The organism is Kitasatospora misakiensis (genome assembly GCF_042656005.1).
GTDB classification, from domain to species: domain Bacteria; phylum Actinomycetota; class Actinomycetes; order Streptomycetales; family Streptomycetaceae; genus Kitasatospora; species Kitasatospora misakiensis.
Genome location: NZ_JBHSOF010000007.1, coordinates 56,142 through 76,047 on the forward strand (window position 1 = coordinate 56,142; position 19,906 = coordinate 76,047).

Genomic DNA, 19,906 nt, shown 5'->3' on the forward strand with positions numbered 1-19,906 from the left:
GTTCAGACGATGAGGTGGGGGAGGAAGCGGGCGCCCTGGTGGGTGATCGGGCTGTCGTCGGTCTCGCGGATGCCGAGGCCGGCGGCCTCGCCGTCGACCACCCAGGTGCCGAGGACGGGGCGGTTGCCGTCGAAGTCGGGCAGCGGGTGCAGCTGCTGGTAGCAGTGGCCCTCGGCGCCGTAGCGGTCCGGATCGCCGGCCCACTCGGCGAGGCGGGTCTCCCGGCCGTCCGGTTCGACGATCCGCACGCCCGCGCCCTCGCGGCCGAGCAGCGGCTTGGCGGCGTAGCCGGGGCCGCCCGGGGCGGCCAGTTCGCGGGGGCCGTCCAGGTAGGCGGGCAGCAGGTTGGGGTGCCCCGGGTACAGCTCCCAGAGGACGGCCAGCAGCGCCTTGTTGGAGAGCAGCATCTTCCAGGCCGGCTCGATCCACATCGTGGAGCCGGTCGAGCCGCCGTGGTCGATGACGTCCAGCAGCTGCTCGCCGAACTCGTCGGAGGCCAGCCACTCCCACGGGTAGAGCTTGAACGCCGAGCGGACGAAGCGGTGTTCGAGGTCGACGAAGCGGCCGGAGAGGCCGTCCCAGCCGATGTCCTCCATGGCGATGCCGACCGTCTCGACGCCCGCCTGCTCGGCGCACTCCTGGAGGTAGAGGGTGGTCATCCAGTCCTCGCCCTCGGTGTCGCCGCGCGGGTGCGCGAAGTGCACCGGGCCGGGCGGCAGCAGGTGCTTCTGCCGGGCCCAGGAGGCGACCAGCCGCTCGTGCAGCGAGTTCCACTGGTCGGCGTGCGGGAACCGCTCCTCCATCCAGAACCACTGCGGACCGGCCGCCTCGATCAGCGAGGTCGGGGTGTCGGCGTTGTACTCGAACAGCTTCGCCGGGCCGGCGCCGTCGTAGGCGAGGTCGAACCGTCCGTAGAGGGAGGGCTGTTCGTCGCGGCGCCGCCAGGACTCGGTGACGGCGGCGGCGAGCCGCGGGTCGGTGATGCCGTAGTCGGCGAACCGGCCGGTGCGCACCACGTGGTCGGCGGCGGCCAGCGACAGCTCGTGCAGCTCCTCGACCACCTCCTCCAGCGCCTCCACCTCGGGCAGCGAGAACTCGTAGTACGCGGACTCGTCCCAGTAGGCGTGCGGGCCGCCCTGGTTGCACGGGTCCGAGCACATCGCGTAGATGAGGCCCTGACCCTCGACGGTGGTCAGCCAGTCCGGGCGGGGTTCGACGGTACGGCGGCGCACGGCGGATCAGCCCCCGCCGGAGCCGCTGGAGCCGGACGGGCAGCCGAAGCCGCCGCGCTTGGTGGCGGCCTTGTCGAAGGTGCCGCCGACGGCGGTGGTGGCGCCGGAGCCGCAGTAGTACCAGCGGCCGGCGGTGGCGCCGGCGGCCTTGCCGCCGCTGCACGAGTGGCTGTCGAGGACCTTGAGGGTGGCCGGGTCGACGCAGCGGCTCGGCGGGTTGCCGCCGGAGGAGGACGAGCAGCCGGAGAGCGCGAGCGCGAGGGTGCCGACCATGCCCAGGGCGACGAATCCGGAGCGGCGGCGGCCGTCGGCGCCCGGTCCGGGCGCGGTGGATCCCGCGGTGGATCTCGCGGTGGATCCCGCGGTGGATCTCGCCGGGGATCTCGGGGCGGGGCTGGCGGGCGGCGGCTGCGTCATGGCGTCCGATGGTACGCGCGGGCCGGGATAGTACGCGAGGGGCCTCCGTTCCCCGGTCGGATCCGGGTCGGATGGGTTATCTTTTGCCGATCCTTGACCGCGGGACCGGGCCCCACACGGGCGGCCCGCCCCACGACGAGCGACCTGTGACACGGACCCGGGGGGCCACAACCATGAACGACATCCTGCACGGTCTCGGTGCGGCGGCGGCCTTCGGCGGCCTCGGCGTGGTCCTGCTGCTGCTCGGCATCCTCCTGGTGGACGTGCTGACGCCGGGCAAGCTGGGCCACCAGATCTGGGTGGAGCGCAACCGCAACGCCGCCGTGCTGCTCAGCTCGGCGCTGCTGGGCATCGGCGGCATCGTCTTCACCGCGATCCTCTACACCTACGAGGACTTCGGGAAGGGCATGGTCTCCACCGCCTGTTTCGGTGTGCTCGGCCTGGTGCTGATGGCCGTCGCGTTCTGGGTGGTGGACGTGCTGACGCCGGGCAAGCTGGGCGCGATCCTGGTCGACCCGGAGCCGCACCCGGCGGTCTGGGTCACCGCCAGCTGCAACCTCGCGGTGGCGGCGATCGTGTCCGCCTCGATCGCCTGACGTACGCACCGGCGGGGCCCGCGTGGGCCGGGCTTTACGGCTCCTGGGGGCCGTTCAGCACATGCCGTCTGCCCCAGGCGCCCAGCGGGGCCAGCGCCTCGTTCAGCCGCCGCCCGTCCGCCGTCAGCGAGTACTCGACCCGCGGCGGCACCTCGTCGTACGACTCGCGGTGCACGACGCCGTCCGCCTCCAGCTCGCGGAGGTGGGCGGCGAGCACCTTCTCGGTGATGCCCGGGACGCCCCGGCGCAGCTCGCCGAAGCGCAGGCTAGGCCGCTCGGCGAGCGCCCAGAGGATCAGCACCTTCCACTTGCCGCCGATCACGTCCATCGCGGCATCGATCCCGCACACGTACGTGCCGGGCCTCGTTCCGGTCGCCATGTCCCCCCACCCCGCCCTTCGCCGACCTGCTCGCTCACCTCAGGGTAACCACCCACTTCGAAGTGCGTACTTGATCGTTTCCGGGGGCCGCGACGAGCCTGGTCGGCATGACACAGAACACCGCTGACACCTTGTCGGACACCTCGTCGGACACCTCCCACCCCGTCGCCCCCGCCCCCCTGACCCTGCTCGGCCTCGGTGCGATGGGCACCGCGCTGGCCGAGGCCTGGCTGGCCGCCGGGCACCCGCTCACCGTCTGGAACCGCACCGCCGCCCGCGCCGAACCGCTCGCCGCCAAGGGCGCCGACGTCGCCGGCACCGCGGCCGGGGCGGTCGCCGCCAACCGGCTGGTGGTGGTCTGCCTGCTGGACGACGAGTCGGTCGAGGAGGCCCTGGCCGGCGCCGAGTTGGCCGGCAAGGACGTGGTCAACCTGGTCACGAGCACACCCGGCGTGGCCCGCGCCCGCGCCGCCTGGGTGACCGGCCGCGGCGCCCGCTACCTGGACGGCGGCATCATGGCCGTCCCGCCGATGATCGGCGTCCCGACGGCCGGCGGGTACGTCTTCTACAGCGGTTCGAGCGAGCTGTTCGAGGAGCACCGGGCGGTCCTCGCCGCCCCGGCCGGCACCCGGTACGTCGGCGAGGACGCCGGCTTCGCCGCGCTGCACGACGTGGCGCTGCTCAGCGCGATGTACGGCATGTTCGCGGGTGTCGCGCACGCCTTCGCCGTGGTCCGGGGCGAGGAGGTGGACCCGGCGGCCCTCGCGCCGCTGCTCTCCTCCTGGCTCACCGCGATGACCGGCTCGGTCGCGGCGACGGCGGAGCAACTGGTGGCCGGCGACTACACCAAGGGCGTCGTCTCCAACCTGGCCATGCAGGTCGCGGGCGTGCCGACGTTCCTGCGCACCGCCGAGGAGCAGGGCGTGAGCACGGAACTGCTCACGCCCTACTTCGACCTGATGAAGCGCCGCCTGGCGGCCGACGCCCGCAACGGCGCCGAGGACCTCACGGGCGTGGTCGACCTCCTGCGGGCGTAGTCGGATCATCGCGGCCCCGCCGACGGCTTCAGACCTCGACGATCTCGACCCCGGCCTCCAGCCCCTTGAAGTCGTCGGCATTGCGGGTGAACAGTGGCAGACCGTGTGCGGCAGCCGTGGCGGCGATCATCAGATCCATGCGGCGGGGGCGAGGGTCGCGTTTGGCCTGAAGGGTGAGCGCGACGAGGGTGCCGAAGCGTCGGGCCGCCTCCCGGTCGAACGGAATGGAGGCGAACTCGGCCTCGGTGTCGGCGAGCCGCTGGGCCCGAGCCAGCATCTGCACCGGGTCCTTGGCCATGGCGACGCCCTGGGCCAATTCGGCCAGGACGATGGATGACACAGCTGCCTCGACCGGCAGGCGCCCCAGGTCGAGCTGGGGCAGGTCGATCACCACGCAGGTGTCGAGCAGCCCGCGGAGACGGCGCTCGGTCACGCGTTCTCCCAGGGGTCGCCGTCGTCGACGCGGTCCTCGTCCCCGTAGAAGGCGTCGGCCTCCGCGCGCATGGCCGCCGCATCGACGGCCGGAGCATTGCTCCACTTGCGCTGGAGCTCCTCCACCGGGACGAACCGGCGGCGCGTGCCGAGGGGCCGAACCTCGGCGATCTCGGTGCCGTTGCGAGTGACGTGGTAGATCTCGCCTGCCTCGACGTCGTCGAGCACGGCCTTGGACCTGGCGGCGAGTTCACGCTGCGTGATGGTCTTCATGCCTTCATTGTATCGCGGTGCTATGCACTGCGATGCGGGAAATTCGACCCCTGTCGCTCAGCCGGCCGCCGCTCAGCCGGCCGCCGGGCGGTCGGCCGGCAGTCGGCGGCGGAGGGCGGCGTCGGTGAGCGCGCGGGGCTGCCAGACGCCGTCCGGGTGGTAGACGTTGGTGCCGGGCGGGACGATCGCGTCGATCCGGTCCAGGGTGGCGTCGTCGAGGACGAGGTCGGCGCCCTTGAGGGCCGCCTCCAGCTGGCCGAGGGTGCGCGGGCCGATGATCACCGAGGTGACCGCCGGGTGCGCGAGCGGGAAGGCCAGGGCCAGCTCGGGCAGCGTGCGGCCGAGGTCCTCGGCGACGGCGGTCAGCTCCTCCACGGCGTCCAGCTTGGCCTGGTTGACCGCCAGCGCCGGGTCGAACCGGGCCGGCATGAGCGCGGCGCGCCCGCTGCCCATGTCGATCGGCCGGTCCTTGCGGTAGCGGCCGGTGAGGAAGCCGGAGGCGAGCGGCGACCAGGTCAGCGCCCCCATGCCGAGCCGCCGCACCGTCGGCAGGACGTCCCGCTCGATGCCGCGCGCGAGCAGCGAGTACGGCGGCTGCTCGGTGCGGAACCGGGGCAGACCGCGCCGCTCCGCGACGTGGTGGGCCTCGACGAGCTCCTCGGCGGGGAAGGTCGAGCAGCCGAAGGCGAGGATCTTGCCGGCCCGGACCAGGTCGCCGAGGACGGCGAGGGTCTCCTCCAGGTCCGTGCCGGGGTCGGGCCGGTGCACCTGGTAGAGGTCGATCCGGTCGGTGCGCAGCCGGCGCAGGCTCTCCTCGACCTCGCGGACGATCCAGCGGCGGGAGTTGCCGCTCCGGTTGCGGCCCTCGCCCATCGGGAAGTGCACCTTGGTGGCGAGCACGACGTCGTCGCGGTCGCCGCGGGCCTCCAGGGCCTTGCCGACGATCTCCTCGGACTCGCCGCGCGAGTACATGTCGGCGGTGTCGATGAAGTTGATGCCCGCGTCGAGCGCGGTGCGGATGATCCGGGCGCAGTCGTCGTGGTCGGGGTTGCCGATCGCGCCGAACATCATGGTGCCGAGGCAGTAGGTGCTGACCTCGATGCCGGTGCCGCCGAGGATGCGGTAGCGCATGGTGGTTCCCCCTGGGTTCGTGGGTTGCGCGCGGTGCGGGTGGTGCGGTGCGGGTGGTGCCGGTGCGGTGCTGTGGGTGCCGACCTTAGGAGTTGGAGTGCGCTCGAAGGCAAGGGGCGTTCTCCCTCTCGGTGGGGTGTTGCTGAAACAGCAACGAAAGTTGCCTCCGGGTCGGCGGTCGGCGCAGCCTGGCGATGGACCTCGAAGGAACGGAGTACCGATGACCGACCACGCCCATCCCACGCCGGCGCACGCCCACGGCCACACGCCGGCGCACGCCCACCAGCACGACCACGGCGCCGACTTCGACTGGGAGGCGCTCGCCGTCCACCTGGAGCGCGAGGCCGAAGTCCAGTCCCCGGCCGTCACCGAGGCCGCGCAGTGGCTGTATGGACTGCGGGACGGCGCCCCCGTCCGGCGCGTGCTCGACGTGGGCAGCGGCCCCGGGGTGATCGCCGGGCTGCTCGCGGACGTCTTCCCGGCCGCCGAGGTGGTCGCCGTCGACCAGTCCGCCGCCCTGCTGGAGCGCGCCCGGGCTCGTTCGGGCGGCCGTGTCGGGACCCAACGGGCCGACCTGCCGGGGGAGTTCGACACCCTGGGCGAGGCCGACCTGATCTGGTCCGGCAACGCGATCCACCATCTCGGCGACCAGCAGGCCGCGTTGACCGCCCTGGCCGGCGCGCTGCGCCCCGGCGGCCTGCTGGCCGTCGCCGAGCGCGGTCTGCCGGCCCGCTACCTCCCGCGCGACCTCGGCCTCGGCCGCCCCGGCCTCCAGGCCCGGCTGGACGCGGCGCACGAGGAGGTGTTCGCGGCGATGCGCGAGGCCGTGCCGGAGACGGTCGCGGTGGTGGAGGACTGGCCGGCCATGCTCGCCGCGGCCGGGCTCGTCCCGAGCGGCACCCGGACCTTCCTGGTCGACCGCCCGGCCCCGCTGGACGCCTCGGCCAGGGAGTTCCTGCACGTCCAACTCTCGCGCCGCCGCGAGCAGTTGGACGAGCAGCTGGACGCCGGCGACCGGGCCGTCCTGGACGCCCTGCTGGACCGCGAGGCGCCCACCGGCATCCTGACCCGGCCCGACGCCTTCTACCTCGCCGCGATCACCGTGCACACGGCGCGGGCGGCCGGCGGCCGGTAGCGGGCGCCCGGCGGTGGCGCGCCCGCCCGGCGTGCCGCTCGGCCGGGGGTCAGAACCCGGAGGCGAGCTTGAGGGTGACCGCGCCGGCGATGATCGCGGCGAAGGAGACCAGCTTGGGCAGGGTGATCCGCTCCTTGAAGATCAGCGCGCCGAACACGACCGTGCCGATCGAGCCGAGCCCCGTCCAGATCGTGTAGCCGACACCGACGTCCAGGGTGCGCAGGGCGAGGCTCAGCGTGTAGATGCCGCCCGCGGCGGCGGTCAGGGTGAGCACGGAGGGCCAGAGGCGGGTGAAGCCCTTGGTGGCGTTGGTGCCGAGGGCGAAGACGATCTCGAAGACGACGGCGACTGCCAGGTAGGCCCAGGCCATGACGGTTCAACTCCCTTGTACGGATGGTGGATCGGAGGATCAGGCGGAGACGGGCGCGGGCGTGGCCACCGCTTCGGGGGCGGTACGGCTGCTCAGCCGGTCCGCGAGCTTGAGGCCGAGCACTCCGCCGATGATGAGGACGAAGGCGACGGCCTTCCCCGCGTTCATCTCCTCGTCGAAGATCAGCGTGCCGAGGACGACGGTGCCGACCGAGCCGATGCCGGTCCACACGGTGTAGCCGACCCCGACGTCGAGGGTGCGCAGCGCGAGGCTGAGGAAGAAGATCCCGCCCGCGGCCGCCGCCGCCGTCAGCAAGGACGGGCCGAGTTCGGTGAAGCCGTGGGTGGCGTTGGTGGCGAGGGCGAAGACGATCTCGAAGACCGCGGCGATGAGCAGGTGGATCCAGGCCATGGGACGAGCCCCCCGGGATAGTTATTGCATGTATGTGCAAGCACTTTCGGACTGGGCAAAAGCATGCATGTACAAGTAACCTGTGTCAACCACCCAGCCCGGCAAGGGAGGACCCCCGTGCCCACCACCCCCGACGGCCCGGCCGACGCCCGCATGTGGAACCGGCTGACCGCGCTGCACGCCCAGGTCGAGAGCCGCCTCGCCACCGCCCTCCAGCGCCGGCACGGCCTCGGGCTCTCCGAGTACCGCGCCCTCGGCCTGCTCACCGAGGCGCCCGAGTCCGAACTGCGCATGCAGGACCTCGCCGCCGGGCTGGGCCTCAACCAGAGCTCCGTGACCCGCCTGGTCGCCCGACTCGGCGCCGCCGACTACACCTACCGGGACGTCTGCCCGGACGACAAGCGCGGCGTCTACACCGTCCTCACCGACGCCGGCCGCACCCGCCACCGGGAGGCCCGCACCACCTACGAGCAGACCCTCACCACCGCCCTCGACGAGGCCGCCACCACCACCCCCGACCTCGCCCCACTGCTCACCACCGCCCGCCGCTCCCTGAGCTGACCGCCTCCGCCCACGACCGCCCCCGGAACGCGGCCCGGCCGCCTCCCCCGGAATCGGGCGAAACGGCCGAGCGGTCGTACCTACGGAGGCCTGGGGAACTCAGTGCCGTGGAGACGGTAGGTCCCCGGATGCGACGCGGCTCCGGACGGCGTCCAGGGTGCGGGCGATGAGGAGTGACTCGGCGAGCGGGACGAGGTGGGCGGAGGTGTCGCCATCCGCCGCCGAGTCCACCGACTCGACCATGAGGCGGTAGGGGTCCTGGGCCGGGTAGTGGCGGGGGAGGCCTCCGCCGGTGGTGGTGAGCGTGCTGGGGGCCGCGCCGGCGCAGAAGGCCGGCGGGGTGAGGGTGAGCGAGCCGCTGGTGCCGGTGGTGGTGAAGGTCTCGGACATGTCGCCCGTGAGCGAGCAGCCGACCTCGGCCATCCCCCGGCTGGGGAAGGTGAGCAGGAAGCGGGTGGCGGAGTCGGCGGAGCCGGTCTCCCAGTGGTCCTGCTCGGCCCGGACCACGTCCGGGGCCTGCCAGGCGAAGGCGGCGAGCGCGGCCGAGACGGCGTAGTAGCCGACGTCGTAGAGGGCGCCGCCGCCCAGGGTGGCGTCCAGGCGGTAGTTGCCCGGGGCGGGGGCGAGGCCGTCGAACCGGGCGGTGACGGTGTGGACGGTGCCGATCGCGCCACCGGTGATCATGGATTCGAGGTCCCGGGTGCGCGGGTGCCAGCGGTTCCAGGCCGCCTCGACGAGCAGCCGTCCGGTCGAGCGGGCGGTGGCGGTCATGGCGGTGACCTCGGCGGCGGTGAGCCCGAGCGGCTTCTCGCACAGCACGTGCTTGCCCGCGCGTAGGGCGCGCTCCACCCAGGGGCGGTGGGCGCTGTTGTGGAGCGCGATGTAGACGACGTCGACGGCCGGGTCGTCCAGCAGGTCCTCGTAGCGGGTGTACACCCGGGCCGGGTCGAGGGCCTTGGCCCGTTGGGCGTCGGTCGCGGCGACGGCGTGCAGGCGCGGTCCGTCGGCGGCGTGGACGGCCGGTGCCAGGCTGGAGGCGGCGATCGAACCGGCTCCCAGGAAACCCCAGTTGGCCATGGTCAGCGCCCTTCCGTCGTCCCGGCCGGTTCCGCCACCGCGTGAGGCTCCGCCGCCGCGTGAGTCCCCGCCGCCGCGTGAGGCTCCGCCACCGGGCGAGGCTCCGCCACCGGGCGAGGCTCCGTCGCCAGGGCGGAGGCCAGGTCCAGGACGAGGGTGCTCCAGCCGAAGGACCGCGCGCCGTGCCCGTCGGCGTCCTCCGGGCCGTAGCACTCCCGGGTGCCGGAGGCGGCGACGAGCGCGCAGGTGCGCGCCGCGAGCGTGTCGGCTTCCGCGCGGTAGCCGCGTCGGCGCAGGCCCCAGTACAGGTACCAGTTGAGGTTGACCCAGCTGGAGCCGCGGAAGATGGCCCCGGTGCGGAACGTGGGGTCGTAGGACGGCTCGGTGGCGGCGACGCTGGGCACCGGATGGGGCCGCCAGAACTCCCGTTCGTTCAGCAGGTGTTGTTCGATGACCCGGCGCGCGACGGTGTCCGGCACCGAGTCGAGGAGGATCGGCACGAGCGAACTGGCGGTGAGGACCTCGGAGCGCTTGCCGGCGACGAGGTCGAGGTCGTAGAAGGCGCCGCTGTCCTCGTCCCAGCAGTGCCGCATCAGCGCGGCGCCGATCGCCCGGGACTCCTCGGCCAGCCGGTCCGCGGTGCGCTCGTTCGATCCGACCGTCCGGACGAGGCGCGCCAGGCAGGCCAGCCCGTCGGCGTAGACGGTGTTGACCAGCACGTCGTTCCAGACGAACAGCCGGCGGTCGCGGAGCGGCGTCTCGGGTGTGCGGGCGGTGGAGGCGTAGGCCGTGATCAGGGAACGCATCGCGCCGTGCCACGCGGTGTGCACGGCGTCCCCGGGGACCGACTCGATGCCGAGGGCTGCGTCGTACTTGGGGCTGCTGTCCAGCCCGGACTCGTCGGGCTGGTAGATCTCGATCAGGCCGGTGCCGGGGCTCGTGCGGTGCTCCGCGAGCCAGCCGAAGAAGGCCAGCGTCGGCGGCAGGACGCGGCGCAGCCAGAGCTCGTCGCCGGTGGCCAGGTACACCCGCTCGACGGCTCGGGCCACCACGGGCGGCGCGATGGTGACGGAACGCCAGCCCTCCCAGAGGTCGATCCTGAAGTCCGCCGTGGCGCGCGGCCTGAGGTCGTCCTGCCAGAGCACCATGTGCGGCAGGAAGCCGGTGGGTGTGACCGCGCTGAGCAGGGAGCGCAGTTCGTCCCGGGCCCGGCGGGTGTCGAGGTGGGTGAGGGCGATGGCGTGGAAGCTGCTGTCCCAGGCCCATTGGAAGGGGTAGCTGTCGGGGGAGGGGCAGGTGAAGTCGTAGTGGCGCTGCGCGGCCCGGGAGAACCCGGTGCGGTGGTTGCGGGCCAGGGTGTCGCGGGCCCGGGCGGAGCTTTCAACGAGGGACATGCGGGGTGACTCCCGAGGAGGACGCGGCGGCGGGGAGCGGGCGGCGGCGCCCGGCGGCGAGCAGCAGCGCGGCGGCGGGCAGCAGGCAGCCGGCGAGGCCGAAGGCCGACCGGACGCCGAGCTGGTCGGACAGGGTGCCGAGCAGCAGGGGCGCGAGCATGATGCAGGTGCTGACCGCGAGTTGGACGCGGGCCGTGGCCTGGTCGATGCGGCCGGGCGCCGCGCTCACCGCGAGCGAGAGGGTCAGTGGGAAGAGGTTGGCGACCCCAAGCCCGCCCAGGACCAGGCCCAGCAGGGCGAGCCAGGTGGTGGGGGCGGGCCACAGGGCGAGGAACCCGGCGGCCGCGACGGTCAGGGAGCCGGCCACCAGGGCGGCCGGGCGGGCGGAACCGGTGCCGGCCGTCAGCCGGCTCCCCGCCAGGCGGCCGGCGAGCTCGCCCCCGTAGAACAGGGCCAGCGCCGCCGAGGCCTGATTGTCCGTCAGGTGGACGGCGCTGGTGAGCAGGGGCGCGGCGTAGTAGGCGAGGCAGAACTCGAAGCCCACGACGAGGCCGCACAGGGCGGCGCGGAGCGGGAACGAGCCCGTCGGCCGGTCCGGCTCCGCGATGGTCGCCTTGGACCGGTCGGACCGGTCGGACCGGTCGGACCGGTCGGACCGGTCGGACGGCTCGGAGGGCGCGGTGCGCGGCCGCAGCGGCTCGTCGCGGAGCATCGGGTACATGGCGGCCAGCGCGACGGCGGGCAGGACCAGGCACCAGTTCCAGGCCACCCCGACACCCTCCAGCCCGCTGATGACCAGGGGCGCGGCGACCGCGCTGACGCTCGCGGCCGCGTTGGCCTCGACCAGGGCCCGCGCCCGCAGCGACTCGTGCGCGCCGTGGTGCTCGGCCAGCACCGCCAGGGCCGTGGTCTGCAGCAGCGCTCCGCCGATGCCGCCCACCGCCGCCGCCACCAGGGTGACGGCGGCGGACAGCCCGGTCGCCAGGAGGAGCGAGCCCAGGGCCAGGGCCGCGAGCGCGGACCAGAAGAGCACCCGGTGGTCCACTCGCGTCCGGATCCGGCGGAACAGCAGGTTGGTGAGGATCGCGCCGGCGGCGAAGGCCGTCGAGTGCAGGCTCATCAGGGCGTAGCTCAGCCGCAGGTCCTGGCGCAGGAGCGGCAGCAGTGGGCCGAGCGCGTACAGGAGGTAGGCGTACACGGCCAGTCCGCCGTAGGCGGTGGTGGTCAGCCGGTCGCGGACGAAGACGGGGGTGCGGTGATCGGGGCTCGGCGGGGCCTCGGTACCGGTCACCCGGGTATCCCGGTCTGCTCGGCGAAGGCCCCGCCGGCGGGGACCGCGTCGCCGGGGCCGAGGGCGGAGACGGTGCCGGCCGTGGCGGCCGTGCGGCGCACGTGGTCGAGGAGGACGGACGGGGCCAGCAGCGAGGTCTTCATCGACGCGCCCCGACCGTAGCCGGTGAACGCCTCGCGCACGGCGTCCTCGTCGTCGAGGCAGGCCCGGGTGGTGATCAGCGGGGCGGGGTCGACCAGGCCCGACTCGACGAGCCGCAGGGCCACGGCGGTGACGTGCGCGGACCGGGCCATCGGGAACGAGCGGACGTCGAAGGGGGTGGAGAGCAGCTTCAGGCCCTTGGCGAGGATCATCCAGGTGTTGAGCCGCTGCGGGACGGCCGTCGCCCCGTAGATGACGTACGAGCCGCCGGGGCGCAGCAGGCCCATCGCGATCTCCCGGATGTCCTTGCCCGGGGTGCCGGCCTGCCCTGCCTGCCCGGCGGCCTGTCCACGCGAGCGGGCCGGCGCCGAGATGTGGGGCAGCGCGTCGAACACGTAGTCCGCGTACTGGTCGTGGTGCTCGCGCACGTACGCTTCGAGCTCCTCCGCCTGGGTGTCCGTGTTGAAGGCGCGGGAGGCGCCGTGCCGCAGCGCGACGTCCATCCGGTCGCTGTTGCGGTCCAGCACGGTGATCGAGCCCGCGCCGAGGTGGCGGTGGAGCACCTGGACGGCCAGCTGGGCGCTGGGGCCGCAGCCGAGGACGACGCAGGTGTCGCCGGGCTTCGGGGGGTTGAGCAGTAACGACCGCAGCACCGAGGTCAGCGGCTCGATCACGGAGGCCAGGTCCGAGGGCACGTGCGCCGGCAGGACGACGGCCGCGGCCTGGTCGGCGTCGTAGAAGTTGCGCCCGGTGTACCAGGCGGTCTCCACGCCGAGCCGGCCCGGGAAGAGCGGCCGGAGCGCCCGGTACTGGGCCATTCCGCCGAAGTCGGTCTGCCCCCAGTAGGTCACCCGGTCGCCGGGCCGCACGTCGTCCCGGAGCCGCTTCCCGACCTCGACGACCCTTCCCACGTATTCGTGCCCGGGAATGATCGGCCAGTCCTCGGCGAAGAGGTGGCCGCGGAAGTACGAGACGTCGGTCGAGCAGATGGAAACCGCCTCGGTCTCCAGCAGGATTTCGTCCTCGTGGCATTCCGGATCGGGCACCAGGGTGCGGTTGATCTTTCCGGGCGAGGTCATGAGATACGCGTACACGGTTTTCCCTCCACGTCTGCATGGCATTCCACTGCCGCAATCGGATCGGGCTTTGTCGGCCGCCGATCGGGCAGTTTCCCGTCGGAAATTCATCCCGCGTGGTGCAGTCGGCGTCGTTGCTCGACTCGCGGGTCGCACGGATGGCCGGACAGTCGGCCGTCCGTCCGTCCGTCCGTCCGGATGACCGGACGGCCCCAGGGGGCATCGCCTCAGGAATCGACCTCGAAGGCGACGTCCAGGGCGTACCTGTCGCCCACGTACCGGGATTCGGTGAGCTCCAAGGGACGCTCGTCCTGGTCGGTGATGAGGCGCTGTTCGACGAGCAGGGCGGTGCCCGGAGCCACCGCCAGCAGCTCCGCCTCCCGCTCGTCGGCCGTGGCGGCCCTGATGGACGAGTGCCCGCGGGTCGGCGTCCGGCCGAGGCCGGCGAGCGTCTCGTGCATCGAGGCCGTACGGAAGTCGACCTCCAGCAGCGCGGTGAGGTCCTCGGGGAACACCGCCCGTTCCAGCGCGGTCGGGATCCCGTCGGCCAGCCGCACCCGGTCGACCTCCACGACCTGCGCGGACTTCCGCAGCCGGAGCCGGTCGGTCTCCTCCGGCAGAGCGGCCCGGAGAACCGCGGAAATCAGTCGTGACGACGGCTTCCGGCCCTGTCTGCGCATTTCCTCGCTGAAACGGACCAGGTTTTCCGCACGACGGTGGGTCGGCGGCTCGGCGACGAATGTTCCGCGCCCGGAGATCCGGTACACCAGGCCTTCCGTAACGAGCCGTTGAACGGCCGCTCGGGCAGTCATGCGGCTCACCCCGAATTCCTCGCACAAATCCGCCTCCGAGGGGAGGGGGTCGTGCGGACGATGCTTGGCGATCCTGTTTCGGAGGGCCTGTTCGATCCGGTGGTACCTGGGTGCGAAATCCGTTTCCAAAATGGCTCCTCCGAAATTGAGACTACGCCGTCTAGCTGTCTAGTCAACCAGAGTAGACCAGTACAGAGCGGGACAATCCACGGTGAAATGCGCCGAGGGCAAGAGGCGTGCACGGTGATCTGCGCCACATCTCGGCGTCGAGTGCAACCTGTGGGAGCTGTATAGACAGCTAGATAGGTTCGAGCTATCGTCGAACCGTCCGCGCTGTCGCACCCGGATCGGGCGGCCCCGACCGGTGGGACGCGACGTTGCCTCACCCCTAGGACAGGCTCATGGACTCCACCGCAATCGACGTTCGGCAGCTCGCCAAGATGATCGACCACTCGCTCCTGCGGCCCGAACTCACCACCGCCGAGGTCCTGCGCGGCTGTGAGCTCGCCGCGACCTACGACGTCGCCTCGGTCTGCGTGCGGCCCGCCGACGTCGCCCTCGCGGTCAAGGCGCTCGACGGCACCGCGGTCGCGGTCGGCACCGTCATCGGCTTCCCGCACGGCGGTTCCACCACGGCGGTCAAGGCGGGCGAAGTCGTCGACGCCCTGGCGGCCGGTGCGACCGAACTCGACATGGTGCTCAACATCGGCCTGCTGCGCAGCGGGGAGGACGACGCGGTGCGGGAGGACATCGCGGCGGTCGTCGATGCCTCGGGGGGCGTCGGCCTCACCAAGGTGATCTTCGAGAACGCCTACCTCGACGACGAGGAGAAGCTGCGCGCCTGCCGGCTCAGCACGCTGGCCGGCGCCGACTTCGTGAAGACCTCGACCGGCTTCGCGCCCGGTGGCGCGACGCTGGAGGACGTCCGGTTGATGCGGGCGAACGTCCCCGCGCACATGAGGGTCAAGGCCGCGGGCGGGGTGCGCACCCTGGACCGCATGCTGGAGTTCGTGGCCGCCGGCGCCGAACGCTTCGGCGCGACCGCGACCGCCACCATCCTGGACGACCTGGCCGCCCGCCGGGCCGCCGCCTGATCCCCGGTCCCGCCGCACCGGTCCCACCGTCTCGGCCCTGCCGTGAGAACGGCGCCCTAACGGCCCGGGCCACCGGCACCGGCCGACTGCCTGGGCGGAGTTCGCCCAGACAGTCGGTGGCCGGCACCCTGGTCCCCGTCCAGGGCTGATCTACACCCCGTTCACTCCCCGCCGCCGAAGCGGGTGGTCCAGGTGGCCAGGTCCTCGTCCGTGATCTTCGCGAACAGCACCGGCGGCACGGTGAACGGCGTCCCCGCCGGCACCGCGTCCAGTGCGCGCGCCTCGGCCGCGTCCACCCAGGTGCGGGTGCGCGCCGGGGCGTCGGTCGGCAGAGCGAAGGCCTCGCGCATCGCCCGCGCCGCCGTCGGGATGAACGGCTCGGAGACCACCGCGTACAGGTGGATGAGGTTCATCGCCGTGCGCAGCGTCAGCGCCGCCGCCTCCGGGTCGGTCTTCACCTGCAGCCAGGGCGCCTTCTCGTCCAGGTAGGCGTTGCCCGCGCTCCACAGCGCGCGCAGGCTCTGCGCCGCCTTGCGGAAGTTGAGCGCCTCCAGCTGGGCCTCGTGGTCGGCCAGCAGCTCCGCGATCTGCGCGCCCAGGCGCTCCTCCGCCTCGCCCGCCGCGTGCGCGGTCGGCACCTCGTCGCCGAACCGCTTGCGGCTGAACGACAGCACCCGGTTCACGAAGTTGCCGAGGGTGTCGGCGAGGTCCTTGTTGACCACGGAGGCGAAGAGGTCCCAGGTGAAGCTGGAGTCGTCCGACTCGGGCGCGTGCGCCATCAGGAAGTAGCGCCAGTAGTCGGCCGGCAGCAGCTCCAGCGCGACGTCCGTGAAGATACCCCGCTTCTGGCTGGTGGAGAACTTCCCACCGTAGTACGTCAGCCAGTTGAAGGCCTTGACGTAGTCGACCTTCTTCCACGGCTTGCGCGAGCCGAGGATCGTCGCCGGGAACATCACCGTGTGGAACGGGACGTTGTCCTTGGCCATGAACTCGGTGTAGCGGACGGTGTCATCGGCCTCGTACCACCAGGACTTCCAGTCCCGGAGCTCGCCGGCCGGCGCCGCGTCCGCCCACTCCTTCGTCGCGCCGATGTACTCGATCGGCGCGTCGAACCAGACGTAGAAGACCTTGCCCGCGGCCGCCAGCTCCGGCCACACATCGGCCGGCACCGGCACGCCCCACTCCAGGTCGCGGGTGATCGCGCGGTCCTGGAGGCCCTCGGTCAGCCACTTGCGAGCGATCGAGGAGGCGAGCACCGGCCACTCGTCGCCGTGCGCGGCGACCCAGTCCTCGACCTGCCCGGTCAGCTTCGACTGGAGCAGGAACAGGTGCGTGGTCTCCCGCACCTCCAGGTCCGCGCTGCCGCTGATCGCCGACCGCGCCTCCAGCAGGTCGGTCGGGTCGAGGACCCGGGTGCAGTTCTCGCACTGGTCGCCGCGCGCCTTGTCGTAGCCGCAGTGCGGGCAGGTGCCGACGATGTACCGGTCCGGCAGGAAGCGCCCGTCGGTGTTCGAGTACACCTGGCGGATCGACCGCTCCTCGATGAACCCGTTGGCGTGCAGCTCGCGCGCGATCTCCTGGGTGATCTCCCGGTTCTGCGGCGAGGAGCTGCGGCCGAAGTAGTCGAAGGACAGCCGGAAGCCGTCGTACACGGCCTTCTGCTGGTCGTGCGCCCGCGCGCAGAACTCCGCCACCGGCAGCCCGGCCTCCTGCGCGGCCAGTTCGGCCGGCGTGCCGTGCTCGTCCGTCCCGCAGATGTACAGCACCTCGTGGCCGCGCTGCCGCAGGTACCGGGAGTACACGTCCGCCGGCAGCATGGACCCGACCATGTTGCCCAGGTGCTTGATCCCGTTGATGTACGGAAGGGCGCTGGTGATCAGGTGCCGAGCCATCCTCGGATGCTCCGATTTCTCCCGCACGCACCCCGGTCGCGGAGTGCCGTGACAGGCGCAGGGTCTGGGACAGCGGCGGGAACCGGGCACAGTCGCCGACTCCCGGGCTGCCGGCCAGATCGACGTTCCACTGTGGGCGCGCCAATTCTATCCAAACCCACCCCACCCTCTCGCGCCCATTTCCCGCGCCCACCCCCCCACCCGCCTCCGGCGGTGGGTCGTCCGCTGCGGACCCGGCTTCCAGTTCCCGCCGAGTCCGCAAGCTCTCCCCCTGCGCAGGAAGTCGGGCGCGCCGACTTCCTGCGCGGAGGTGGGTCAGTCGGCGACGAAGTGGTCGAACTCGCCGGCCTTGACGCCGAGGACGAAGGCGGCCCACTTGCGGGGGGTGGTGCGGACGATGATCGAGTCGTTCTTGGGGTCGCGGAGTTCGACCATGCCGTTGACGGTGCGGATCTCCAGGGCGTCCTCGCCCTCGCCGCCGGGGGCGGCCTTCTGCCAGGTGTCCATGGGGTTTGTCCCTTCGGGGGTCTGCCGGCGGCCCCTCGCGGAGGAGCGAGGGGCCACCGGAACGATTTGGCTAAGCCTTGGTGAAGTGGTCGAACTCGCCGCGCTTGACGCCCTCGATCCAGAGCGCGAACTTCGTGGGGGTGGTGGTGACGATCGAGTCGGGGTCGTCGGACTCGCGGATCTGGATGAGGCCTTCGGTGGTGCGTATTTCGACGCACTGGTTGCTGTTGCCGCTCATTGAGGACTTCTGCCAGCGGGTCATCGGGATCGTCAGCCTTTCAGGTCCGTCATGATGCGCCGAATGAAGTCGCGGGACTCCTCGGGGTCGAGGGCGAGGGAGTCGGACTCGGCGACGATGGCGCGATAGGACGCGAGGTCCGCTTCCGAGTCGATGAACTGCGGACCCTGGGTCAGGTCGATCTGCACGGTGTCCAGCGCGGGGACAGGTCCCCGCGCGAGGAAGAGGTCTTCACCCGAGCCCGGGTACGTGTCGACGCTGAAGGGGATCGCCCGGATGGTGACCCAGGGGCGCTCGGCATCGTCGAGAAGGCTTGCGAGCTGTTCCCGGAGGACCACGGGACCACCGAACTGCATCCGTAGCGCGGCCTCGTGTATGAACGCCGTGAACGGGCGTCCAGCGGTGAGGACTTGTTGGCGTTCCGTACGGAAGGCGGTTCGCACGTCGGCGTCATGGCGCGGCAGCGGCGGGCGCAGTCGGGCGAACATCGCGGCGGCGTATCGGCTGGTCTGGAGCAGGCCGGGGATCGAGGTCGTGTTCAGGACCAGGAGCGATTCGGCGTGGTGTTCGAGCTCGGCGATGTCGAGCATTCCGGCGGGGACCCGGCCTCGAAAGTGGTGCCACCAGTGCGTGCCGCGATCCTGCGTCATCAGGATCAGGGCTTCGAGGAGCGGGGTGTCGGCGGACTTGCAGGCCGATGCCCAGGAGCGGAGGCGGTCGGTGCTGATGCCGGACTTCCCGTTCTCCATCTGGGAGATCTTGGGTACGTCGGTGCCCAGTGCCGCAGCCATGGCCTTCGGGCTCATGCCCGCGTGTTCGCGCAGCCTGCGGAGTTCCGCGCCGAGTCGTTGCTGGCGCACGCTGGGCGCCAGGCGTGGTGGCATGCGCGTCTCTCCTCAGGTCGGTGCTTTCGGTGCAGTCTGCCGCGCTGTGGACACAGGGTCCACAGGGTCGCTCGATAGGGTGAAGTGCTCCAGAACTAGTAGCAACGATTGCCCCATGAAGCCTAGCGTCGGCGACGCAGGGTCACTGACGTAGCCACAGGACGCCTGAAGAGCACCCCCGTTCATGCCGGGGGCGAGCCACGGGTGATGGGCCTGCGTGGGTGGCCGACCTCGTCCCTCAATCGGACTGGAGACAGTCGATGGTGCTTCCACTCCTGCGTCCGCTCGACGCCGACGCCGTCGGAGAATTCCGGCTCGACCTCTTCCCTCCCGCGGCTCCCGAGGTGGTGGGGGTGCTGCGGCGGTTGTTGCGGGAGATGCTGACGGTGGTCGGTGCGGATCCGGACGGGCCCTGTCTGATCCTCTCCGAGCTCGTCACCAACGCCCTGCTCCACGGCGCCGGGGCGCCGAGCGTGGTGCTCGAACTCCGTTGCGGGCGGCTCTACATCGCCGTCGCGGACGGATCGACCGCCGTGCCCCGGCGGCGGGAGCCGGATGTGGCTCGAACGTGTGGGCGGGGGCTTGACCTCGTCGCCGCTTTGGCCGATGACTGGGGTGTGGAACTCATCGGGGTGTGTGGCAAAGCGGTTTGGGCCGTGGCGGCGGTCGATCACTGATGGCCGTGGTGTTGTTGACCGGCCTGTTGGTGTCGGTGGTCTTCGTCGGGGTGGTGGCGCAGATCATCGCGACCCGTCAGCCGCGCGAAAGACACCTGGCGAAACGGGACTTGGCCGACAAGTAGCGGTCAGCCGGCGGCGAGGCGCTGCTCCAGGCGGGCGCGGGCGGGCGGCCATTCCTCGCGCAGCATCGAGAAGTACGCCGTGTCGCGCCAGACGCCGGTGGCGCGCCGCTTCTCGCGGCGGTGGACGCCCTCGAACTGGGCGCCCAGGCGCAGGATCGCGTTGCGCGAGCGGTCGTTGAGCGCGTCGGTCTTCCAGAACACCCGGCCCATGCCCAGGTCGTCGAAGGCGTGGGTGAGCAGCAGCAGCTTCGACTCGGTGTTGACGGCGGAGCGCCACACGGACCGCGCGTACCAGGTGCCGCCGATCTCGACGAGCTCGTCCTCCGCGCGGAAGTCGTAGTAGCCGGTGATGCCGACGGCCCGGCCGGACCCGAGCTCGATCACGGCGAACTTCACCGCGTTCCCGGCCGCCACCTCGCCGAGGCGGATGTCCAGCATCGCGCCCAGCTCCTCCTCCGACGCGGGTGCGCTGAACGGGACCCAGCGCCAGACCTCGGGGTCGGGGCCGACGGCGGTCCACAGGTCGGACAGGTGTCGGCGCTCCAGCGGCTCCAGTCGGACGTGGCGGCCGGTGAGGGTGGTGGGGGCGGGAAGCTTCGCTGTCATGATCCAAACGGTAACCCGGCATTGAACTAGACGCAATGGGTTAATGAACTAGTGCAATAGGGAGGAGGTAAGGGCAGGGCCCCGTGGGTGATCCCGCGGGGCCCTGCTCAAAAGACCC

The 19,906-nt window shown here is 71.9% G+C and carries 25 protein-coding genes and 1 pseudogene; 7 read left to right on the top strand and 19 right to left on the bottom strand.

Annotated elements, in window-relative coordinates; genetic code table 11:
• Positions 1-2: 2 nt before the first annotated feature.
• Both ACFP3U_RS08200 and ACFP3U_RS08205 read right to left on the bottom strand, forming a co-directional pair.
• On the bottom strand, positions 3-1,232 hold the full coding sequence (locus ACFP3U_RS08200; protein ID WP_380224607.1) for a glutathionylspermidine synthase family protein: 1,230 nt from the start codon (positions 1,230-1,232) through the stop codon (positions 3-5).
• A 6-nt stretch (positions 1,233-1,238) separates the two neighbouring features.
• Complete coding sequence (locus ACFP3U_RS08205; protein ID WP_380224608.1) at positions 1,239-1,649, bottom strand: hypothetical protein; 411 nt, start codon at positions 1,647-1,649, stop codon at positions 1,239-1,241.
• Between the two features lie 173 nt (positions 1,650-1,822).
• Here ACFP3U_RS08205 and ACFP3U_RS08210 point away from each other — a divergent pair, with 173 nt between their 5' ends.
• On the top strand, positions 1,823-2,245 hold the full coding sequence (locus ACFP3U_RS08210) for a DUF350 domain-containing protein (protein ID WP_380224609.1): 423 nt from the start codon (positions 1,823-1,825) through the stop codon (positions 2,243-2,245).
• Positions 2,246-2,279: 34 nt separating this feature from the next.
• On the opposite strand, the gene ACFP3U_RS08215 is transcribed toward ACFP3U_RS08210, so the two are convergent.
• On the bottom strand, positions 2,280-2,624 hold the full coding sequence (locus ACFP3U_RS08215; protein ID WP_380224610.1) for a winged helix-turn-helix transcriptional regulator: 345 nt from the start codon (positions 2,622-2,624) through the stop codon (positions 2,280-2,282).
• Between the two features lie 107 nt (positions 2,625-2,731).
• Here ACFP3U_RS08215 and ACFP3U_RS08220 point away from each other — a divergent pair, with 107 nt between their 5' ends.
• Entirely contained in the window at positions 2,732-3,661 is a 930-nt protein-coding gene (locus tag ACFP3U_RS08220) for an NAD(P)-dependent oxidoreductase (RefSeq protein ID WP_380224611.1), read from the top strand.
• Positions 3,662-3,689: 28 nt separating this feature from the next.
• Here ACFP3U_RS08220 and ACFP3U_RS08225 read toward each other — a convergent pair whose 3' ends face one another.
• From ACFP3U_RS08225 to ACFP3U_RS08235, 3 genes are all read right to left on the bottom strand, one after another.
• A complete protein-coding gene (locus tag ACFP3U_RS08225; RefSeq protein ID WP_380224612.1) occupies positions 3,690-4,094 on the bottom strand; it encodes a type II toxin-antitoxin system VapC family toxin in 405 nt (134 codons plus the stop codon).
• Complete coding sequence (locus tag ACFP3U_RS08230) at positions 4,091-4,366, bottom strand: type II toxin-antitoxin system Phd/YefM family antitoxin (protein WP_380224614.1); 276 nt, start codon at positions 4,364-4,366, stop codon at positions 4,091-4,093. Before ACFP3U_RS08230 ends, ACFP3U_RS08225 begins: the two co-directional genes overlap by 4 nt.
• 72 nt (positions 4,367-4,438) lie before the next feature.
• On the bottom strand, positions 4,439-5,497 hold the full coding sequence (locus tag ACFP3U_RS08235; protein WP_380224615.1) for an aldo/keto reductase: 1,059 nt from the start codon (positions 5,495-5,497) through the stop codon (positions 4,439-4,441).
• 220 nt (positions 5,498-5,717) lie between these two features.
• On the opposite strand from ACFP3U_RS08235, the gene ACFP3U_RS08240 reads away from it, so the two are divergent.
• Positions 5,718-6,632: a class I SAM-dependent methyltransferase gene (locus ACFP3U_RS08240; RefSeq protein WP_380224616.1), complete on the top strand. Its 915-nt coding sequence runs from the start codon at positions 5,718-5,720 to the stop codon at positions 6,630-6,632.
• Between the two features lie 49 nt (positions 6,633-6,681).
• On the opposite strand, the gene ACFP3U_RS08245 is transcribed toward ACFP3U_RS08240, so the two are convergent.
• The gene (locus ACFP3U_RS08245) at positions 6,682-7,002 is read right to left on the bottom strand and encodes a DMT family transporter (RefSeq protein ID WP_380224617.1); all 321 of its coding nucleotides are present in this window, start codon (positions 7,000-7,002) and stop codon (positions 6,682-6,684) included.
• Between the two features lie 39 nt (positions 7,003-7,041).
• Positions 7,042-7,413 (bottom strand): DMT family transporter, encoded by a 372-nt coding sequence (locus ACFP3U_RS08250; RefSeq protein WP_380224618.1) that lies wholly within the window; start codon positions 7,411-7,413, stop codon positions 7,042-7,044.
• 117 nt (positions 7,414-7,530) lie between these two features.
• Here ACFP3U_RS08250 and ACFP3U_RS08255 point away from each other — a divergent pair, with 117 nt between their 5' ends.
• Positions 7,531-7,974 (top strand): MarR family winged helix-turn-helix transcriptional regulator, encoded by a 444-nt coding sequence (locus ACFP3U_RS08255; protein ID WP_380224619.1) that lies wholly within the window; start codon positions 7,531-7,533, stop codon positions 7,972-7,974.
• Positions 7,975-8,073: 99 nt separating this feature from the next.
• Here the strand turns inward: ACFP3U_RS08255 and ACFP3U_RS08260 are convergent, their stop codons facing one another.
• The 6 genes and pseudogenes from ACFP3U_RS08260 to ACFP3U_RS08285 all read right to left on the bottom strand — a co-directional run.
• A complete protein-coding gene (locus ACFP3U_RS08260) occupies positions 8,074-9,051 on the bottom strand; it encodes a Gfo/Idh/MocA family protein (RefSeq protein ID WP_380224620.1) in 978 nt (325 codons plus the stop codon).
• A gap of 2 nt (positions 9,052-9,053) precedes the next feature.
• Positions 9,054-10,445 (bottom strand): amylo-alpha-1,6-glucosidase, encoded by a 1,392-nt coding sequence (locus ACFP3U_RS08265; RefSeq protein ID WP_380224621.1) that lies wholly within the window; start codon positions 10,443-10,445, stop codon positions 9,054-9,056.
• Positions 10,432-11,736, bottom strand: coding sequence for an MFS transporter (locus ACFP3U_RS08270; protein ID WP_380224622.1), 1,305 nt, complete (start codon positions 11,734-11,736; stop codon positions 10,432-10,434). The genes ACFP3U_RS08265 and ACFP3U_RS08270 overlap by 14 nt, the downstream gene beginning before the upstream one ends.
• Entirely contained in the window at positions 11,733-12,956 is a 1,224-nt protein-coding gene (locus ACFP3U_RS08275; RefSeq protein ID WP_380224623.1) for a zinc-dependent alcohol dehydrogenase, read from the bottom strand. The genes ACFP3U_RS08270 and ACFP3U_RS08275 overlap by 4 nt, the downstream gene beginning before the upstream one ends.
• Before the next feature lie 224 nt (positions 12,957-13,180).
• The gene (locus ACFP3U_RS08280; protein ID WP_380224748.1) at positions 13,181-13,633 is read right to left on the bottom strand and encodes a GntR family transcriptional regulator; all 453 of its coding nucleotides are present in this window, start codon (positions 13,631-13,633) and stop codon (positions 13,181-13,183) included.
• Positions 13,634-13,699: 66 nt separating this feature from the next.
• Positions 13,700-13,894 (bottom strand): annotated as a pseudogene (locus ACFP3U_RS08285) (GntR family transcriptional regulator); the annotation flags it as partial.
• A 272-nt stretch (positions 13,895-14,166) separates the two neighbouring features.
• Here ACFP3U_RS08285 and deoC point away from each other — a divergent pair.
• Positions 14,167-14,859, top strand: a complete 693-nt coding sequence (deoC, locus tag ACFP3U_RS08290; RefSeq protein WP_380224624.1) for a deoxyribose-phosphate aldolase — start codon at positions 14,167-14,169, stop codon at positions 14,857-14,859.
• 161 nt (positions 14,860-15,020) lie between these two features.
• Here the strand turns inward: deoC and metG are convergent, their stop codons facing one another.
• The 4 genes from metG to ACFP3U_RS08310 form a co-directional block, all read right to left on the bottom strand.
• The gene (gene metG / locus ACFP3U_RS08295) at positions 15,021-16,751 is read right to left on the bottom strand and encodes a methionine--tRNA ligase (RefSeq protein WP_380224625.1); all 1,731 of its coding nucleotides are present in this window, start codon (positions 16,749-16,751) and stop codon (positions 15,021-15,023) included.
• 315 nt (positions 16,752-17,066) lie between these two features.
• Entirely contained in the window at positions 17,067-17,258 is a 192-nt protein-coding gene (locus ACFP3U_RS08300; protein ID WP_380224626.1) for a DUF397 domain-containing protein, read from the bottom strand.
• Between the two features lie 70 nt (positions 17,259-17,328).
• The gene (locus tag ACFP3U_RS08305) at positions 17,329-17,520 is read right to left on the bottom strand and encodes a DUF397 domain-containing protein (RefSeq protein ID WP_380224627.1); all 192 of its coding nucleotides are present in this window, start codon (positions 17,518-17,520) and stop codon (positions 17,329-17,331) included.
• Between the two features lie 8 nt (positions 17,521-17,528).
• Positions 17,529-18,380: a helix-turn-helix domain-containing protein gene (locus ACFP3U_RS08310; RefSeq protein WP_380224628.1), complete on the bottom strand. Its 852-nt coding sequence runs from the start codon at positions 18,378-18,380 to the stop codon at positions 17,529-17,531.
• 260 nt (positions 18,381-18,640) lie between these two features.
• Here ACFP3U_RS08310 and ACFP3U_RS08315 point away from each other — a divergent pair, with 260 nt between their 5' ends.
• The gene (locus ACFP3U_RS08315; protein WP_380224629.1) at positions 18,641-19,057 is read left to right on the top strand and encodes an ATP-binding protein; all 417 of its coding nucleotides are present in this window, start codon (positions 18,641-18,643) and stop codon (positions 19,055-19,057) included.
• On the top strand, positions 19,057-19,182 hold the full coding sequence (locus ACFP3U_RS08320; protein WP_380224630.1) for a hypothetical protein: 126 nt from the start codon (positions 19,057-19,059) through the stop codon (positions 19,180-19,182). The genes ACFP3U_RS08315 and ACFP3U_RS08320 overlap by 1 nt, the downstream gene beginning before the upstream one ends.
• Positions 19,183-19,185: 3 nt before the next feature.
• On the opposite strand, the gene ACFP3U_RS08325 is transcribed toward ACFP3U_RS08320, so the two are convergent.
• Complete coding sequence (locus ACFP3U_RS08325; protein ID WP_380224631.1) at positions 19,186-19,788, bottom strand: GNAT family N-acetyltransferase; 603 nt, start codon at positions 19,786-19,788, stop codon at positions 19,186-19,188.
• Between the last annotated feature and the right edge of the window lie 118 nt (positions 19,789-19,906).

Bases quoted from the DNA above. Each gene is read 5' to 3' on its own strand.
- ACFP3U_RS08205 (WP_380224608.1), bottom strand. From the start codon at position 1,649: ATGACGCAGCCGCCGCCCGCCAGCCCCGCCCCGAGATCCCCGGCGAGA.
- ACFP3U_RS08325 (WP_380224631.1), bottom strand. From the start codon at position 19,788: ATGACAGCGAAGCTTCCCGCCCCCACCACCCTCACCGGCCGCCACGTC.
- ACFP3U_RS08260 (WP_380224620.1), bottom strand. From the start codon at position 9,051: ATGGCCAACTGGGGTTTCCTGGGAGCCGGTTCGATCGCCGCCTCCAGC.
- ACFP3U_RS08215 (WP_380224610.1), bottom strand. From the start codon at position 2,624: ATGGCGACCGGAACGAGGCCCGGCACGTACGTGTGCGGGATCGATGCC.
- ACFP3U_RS08230 (WP_380224614.1), bottom strand. From the start codon at position 4,366: ATGAAGACCATCACGCAGCGTGAACTCGCCGCCAGGTCCAAGGCCGTG.
- ACFP3U_RS08320 (WP_380224630.1), top strand. From the start codon at position 19,057: ATGGCCGTGGTGTTGTTGACCGGCCTGTTGGTGTCGGTGGTCTTCGTC.
- ACFP3U_RS08310 (WP_380224628.1), bottom strand. From the start codon at position 18,380: ATGCCACCACGCCTGGCGCCCAGCGTGCGCCAGCAACGACTCGGCGCG.
- deoC (WP_380224624.1), top strand. From the start codon at position 14,167: ATGGACTCCACCGCAATCGACGTTCGGCAGCTCGCCAAGATGATCGAC.
- ACFP3U_RS08315 (WP_380224629.1), top strand. From the start codon at position 18,641: ATGGTGCTTCCACTCCTGCGTCCGCTCGACGCCGACGCCGTCGGAGAA.
- ACFP3U_RS08265 (WP_380224621.1), bottom strand. From the start codon at position 10,445: ATGTCCCTCGTTGAAAGCTCCGCCCGGGCCCGCGACACCCTGGCCCGC.
- ACFP3U_RS08275 (WP_380224623.1), bottom strand. From the start codon at position 12,956: ATGACCTCGCCCGGAAAGATCAACCGCACCCTGGTGCCCGATCCGGAA.
- metG (WP_380224625.1), bottom strand. From the start codon at position 16,751: ATGGCTCGGCACCTGATCACCAGCGCCCTTCCGTACATCAACGGGATC.
- ACFP3U_RS08300 (WP_380224626.1), bottom strand. From the start codon at position 17,258: ATGGACACCTGGCAGAAGGCCGCCCCCGGCGGCGAGGGCGAGGACGCC.
- ACFP3U_RS08210 (WP_380224609.1), top strand. From the start codon at position 1,823: ATGAACGACATCCTGCACGGTCTCGGTGCGGCGGCGGCCTTCGGCGGC.
- ACFP3U_RS08240 (WP_380224616.1), top strand. From the start codon at position 5,718: ATGACCGACCACGCCCATCCCACGCCGGCGCACGCCCACGGCCACACG.
- ACFP3U_RS08220 (WP_380224611.1), top strand. From the start codon at position 2,732: ATGACACAGAACACCGCTGACACCTTGTCGGACACCTCGTCGGACACC.
- ACFP3U_RS08235 (WP_380224615.1), bottom strand. From the start codon at position 5,497: ATGCGCTACCGCATCCTCGGCGGCACCGGCATCGAGGTCAGCACCTAC.
- ACFP3U_RS08250 (WP_380224618.1), bottom strand. From the start codon at position 7,413: ATGGCCTGGATCCACCTGCTCATCGCCGCGGTCTTCGAGATCGTCTTC.
- ACFP3U_RS08305 (WP_380224627.1), bottom strand. From the start codon at position 17,520: ATGACCCGCTGGCAGAAGTCCTCAATGAGCGGCAACAGCAACCAGTGC.
- ACFP3U_RS08245 (WP_380224617.1), bottom strand. From the start codon at position 7,002: ATGGCCTGGGCCTACCTGGCAGTCGCCGTCGTCTTCGAGATCGTCTTC.
- ACFP3U_RS08280 (WP_380224748.1), bottom strand. From the start codon at position 13,633: ATGCGCAGACAGGGCCGGAAGCCGTCGTCACGACTGATTTCCGCGGTT.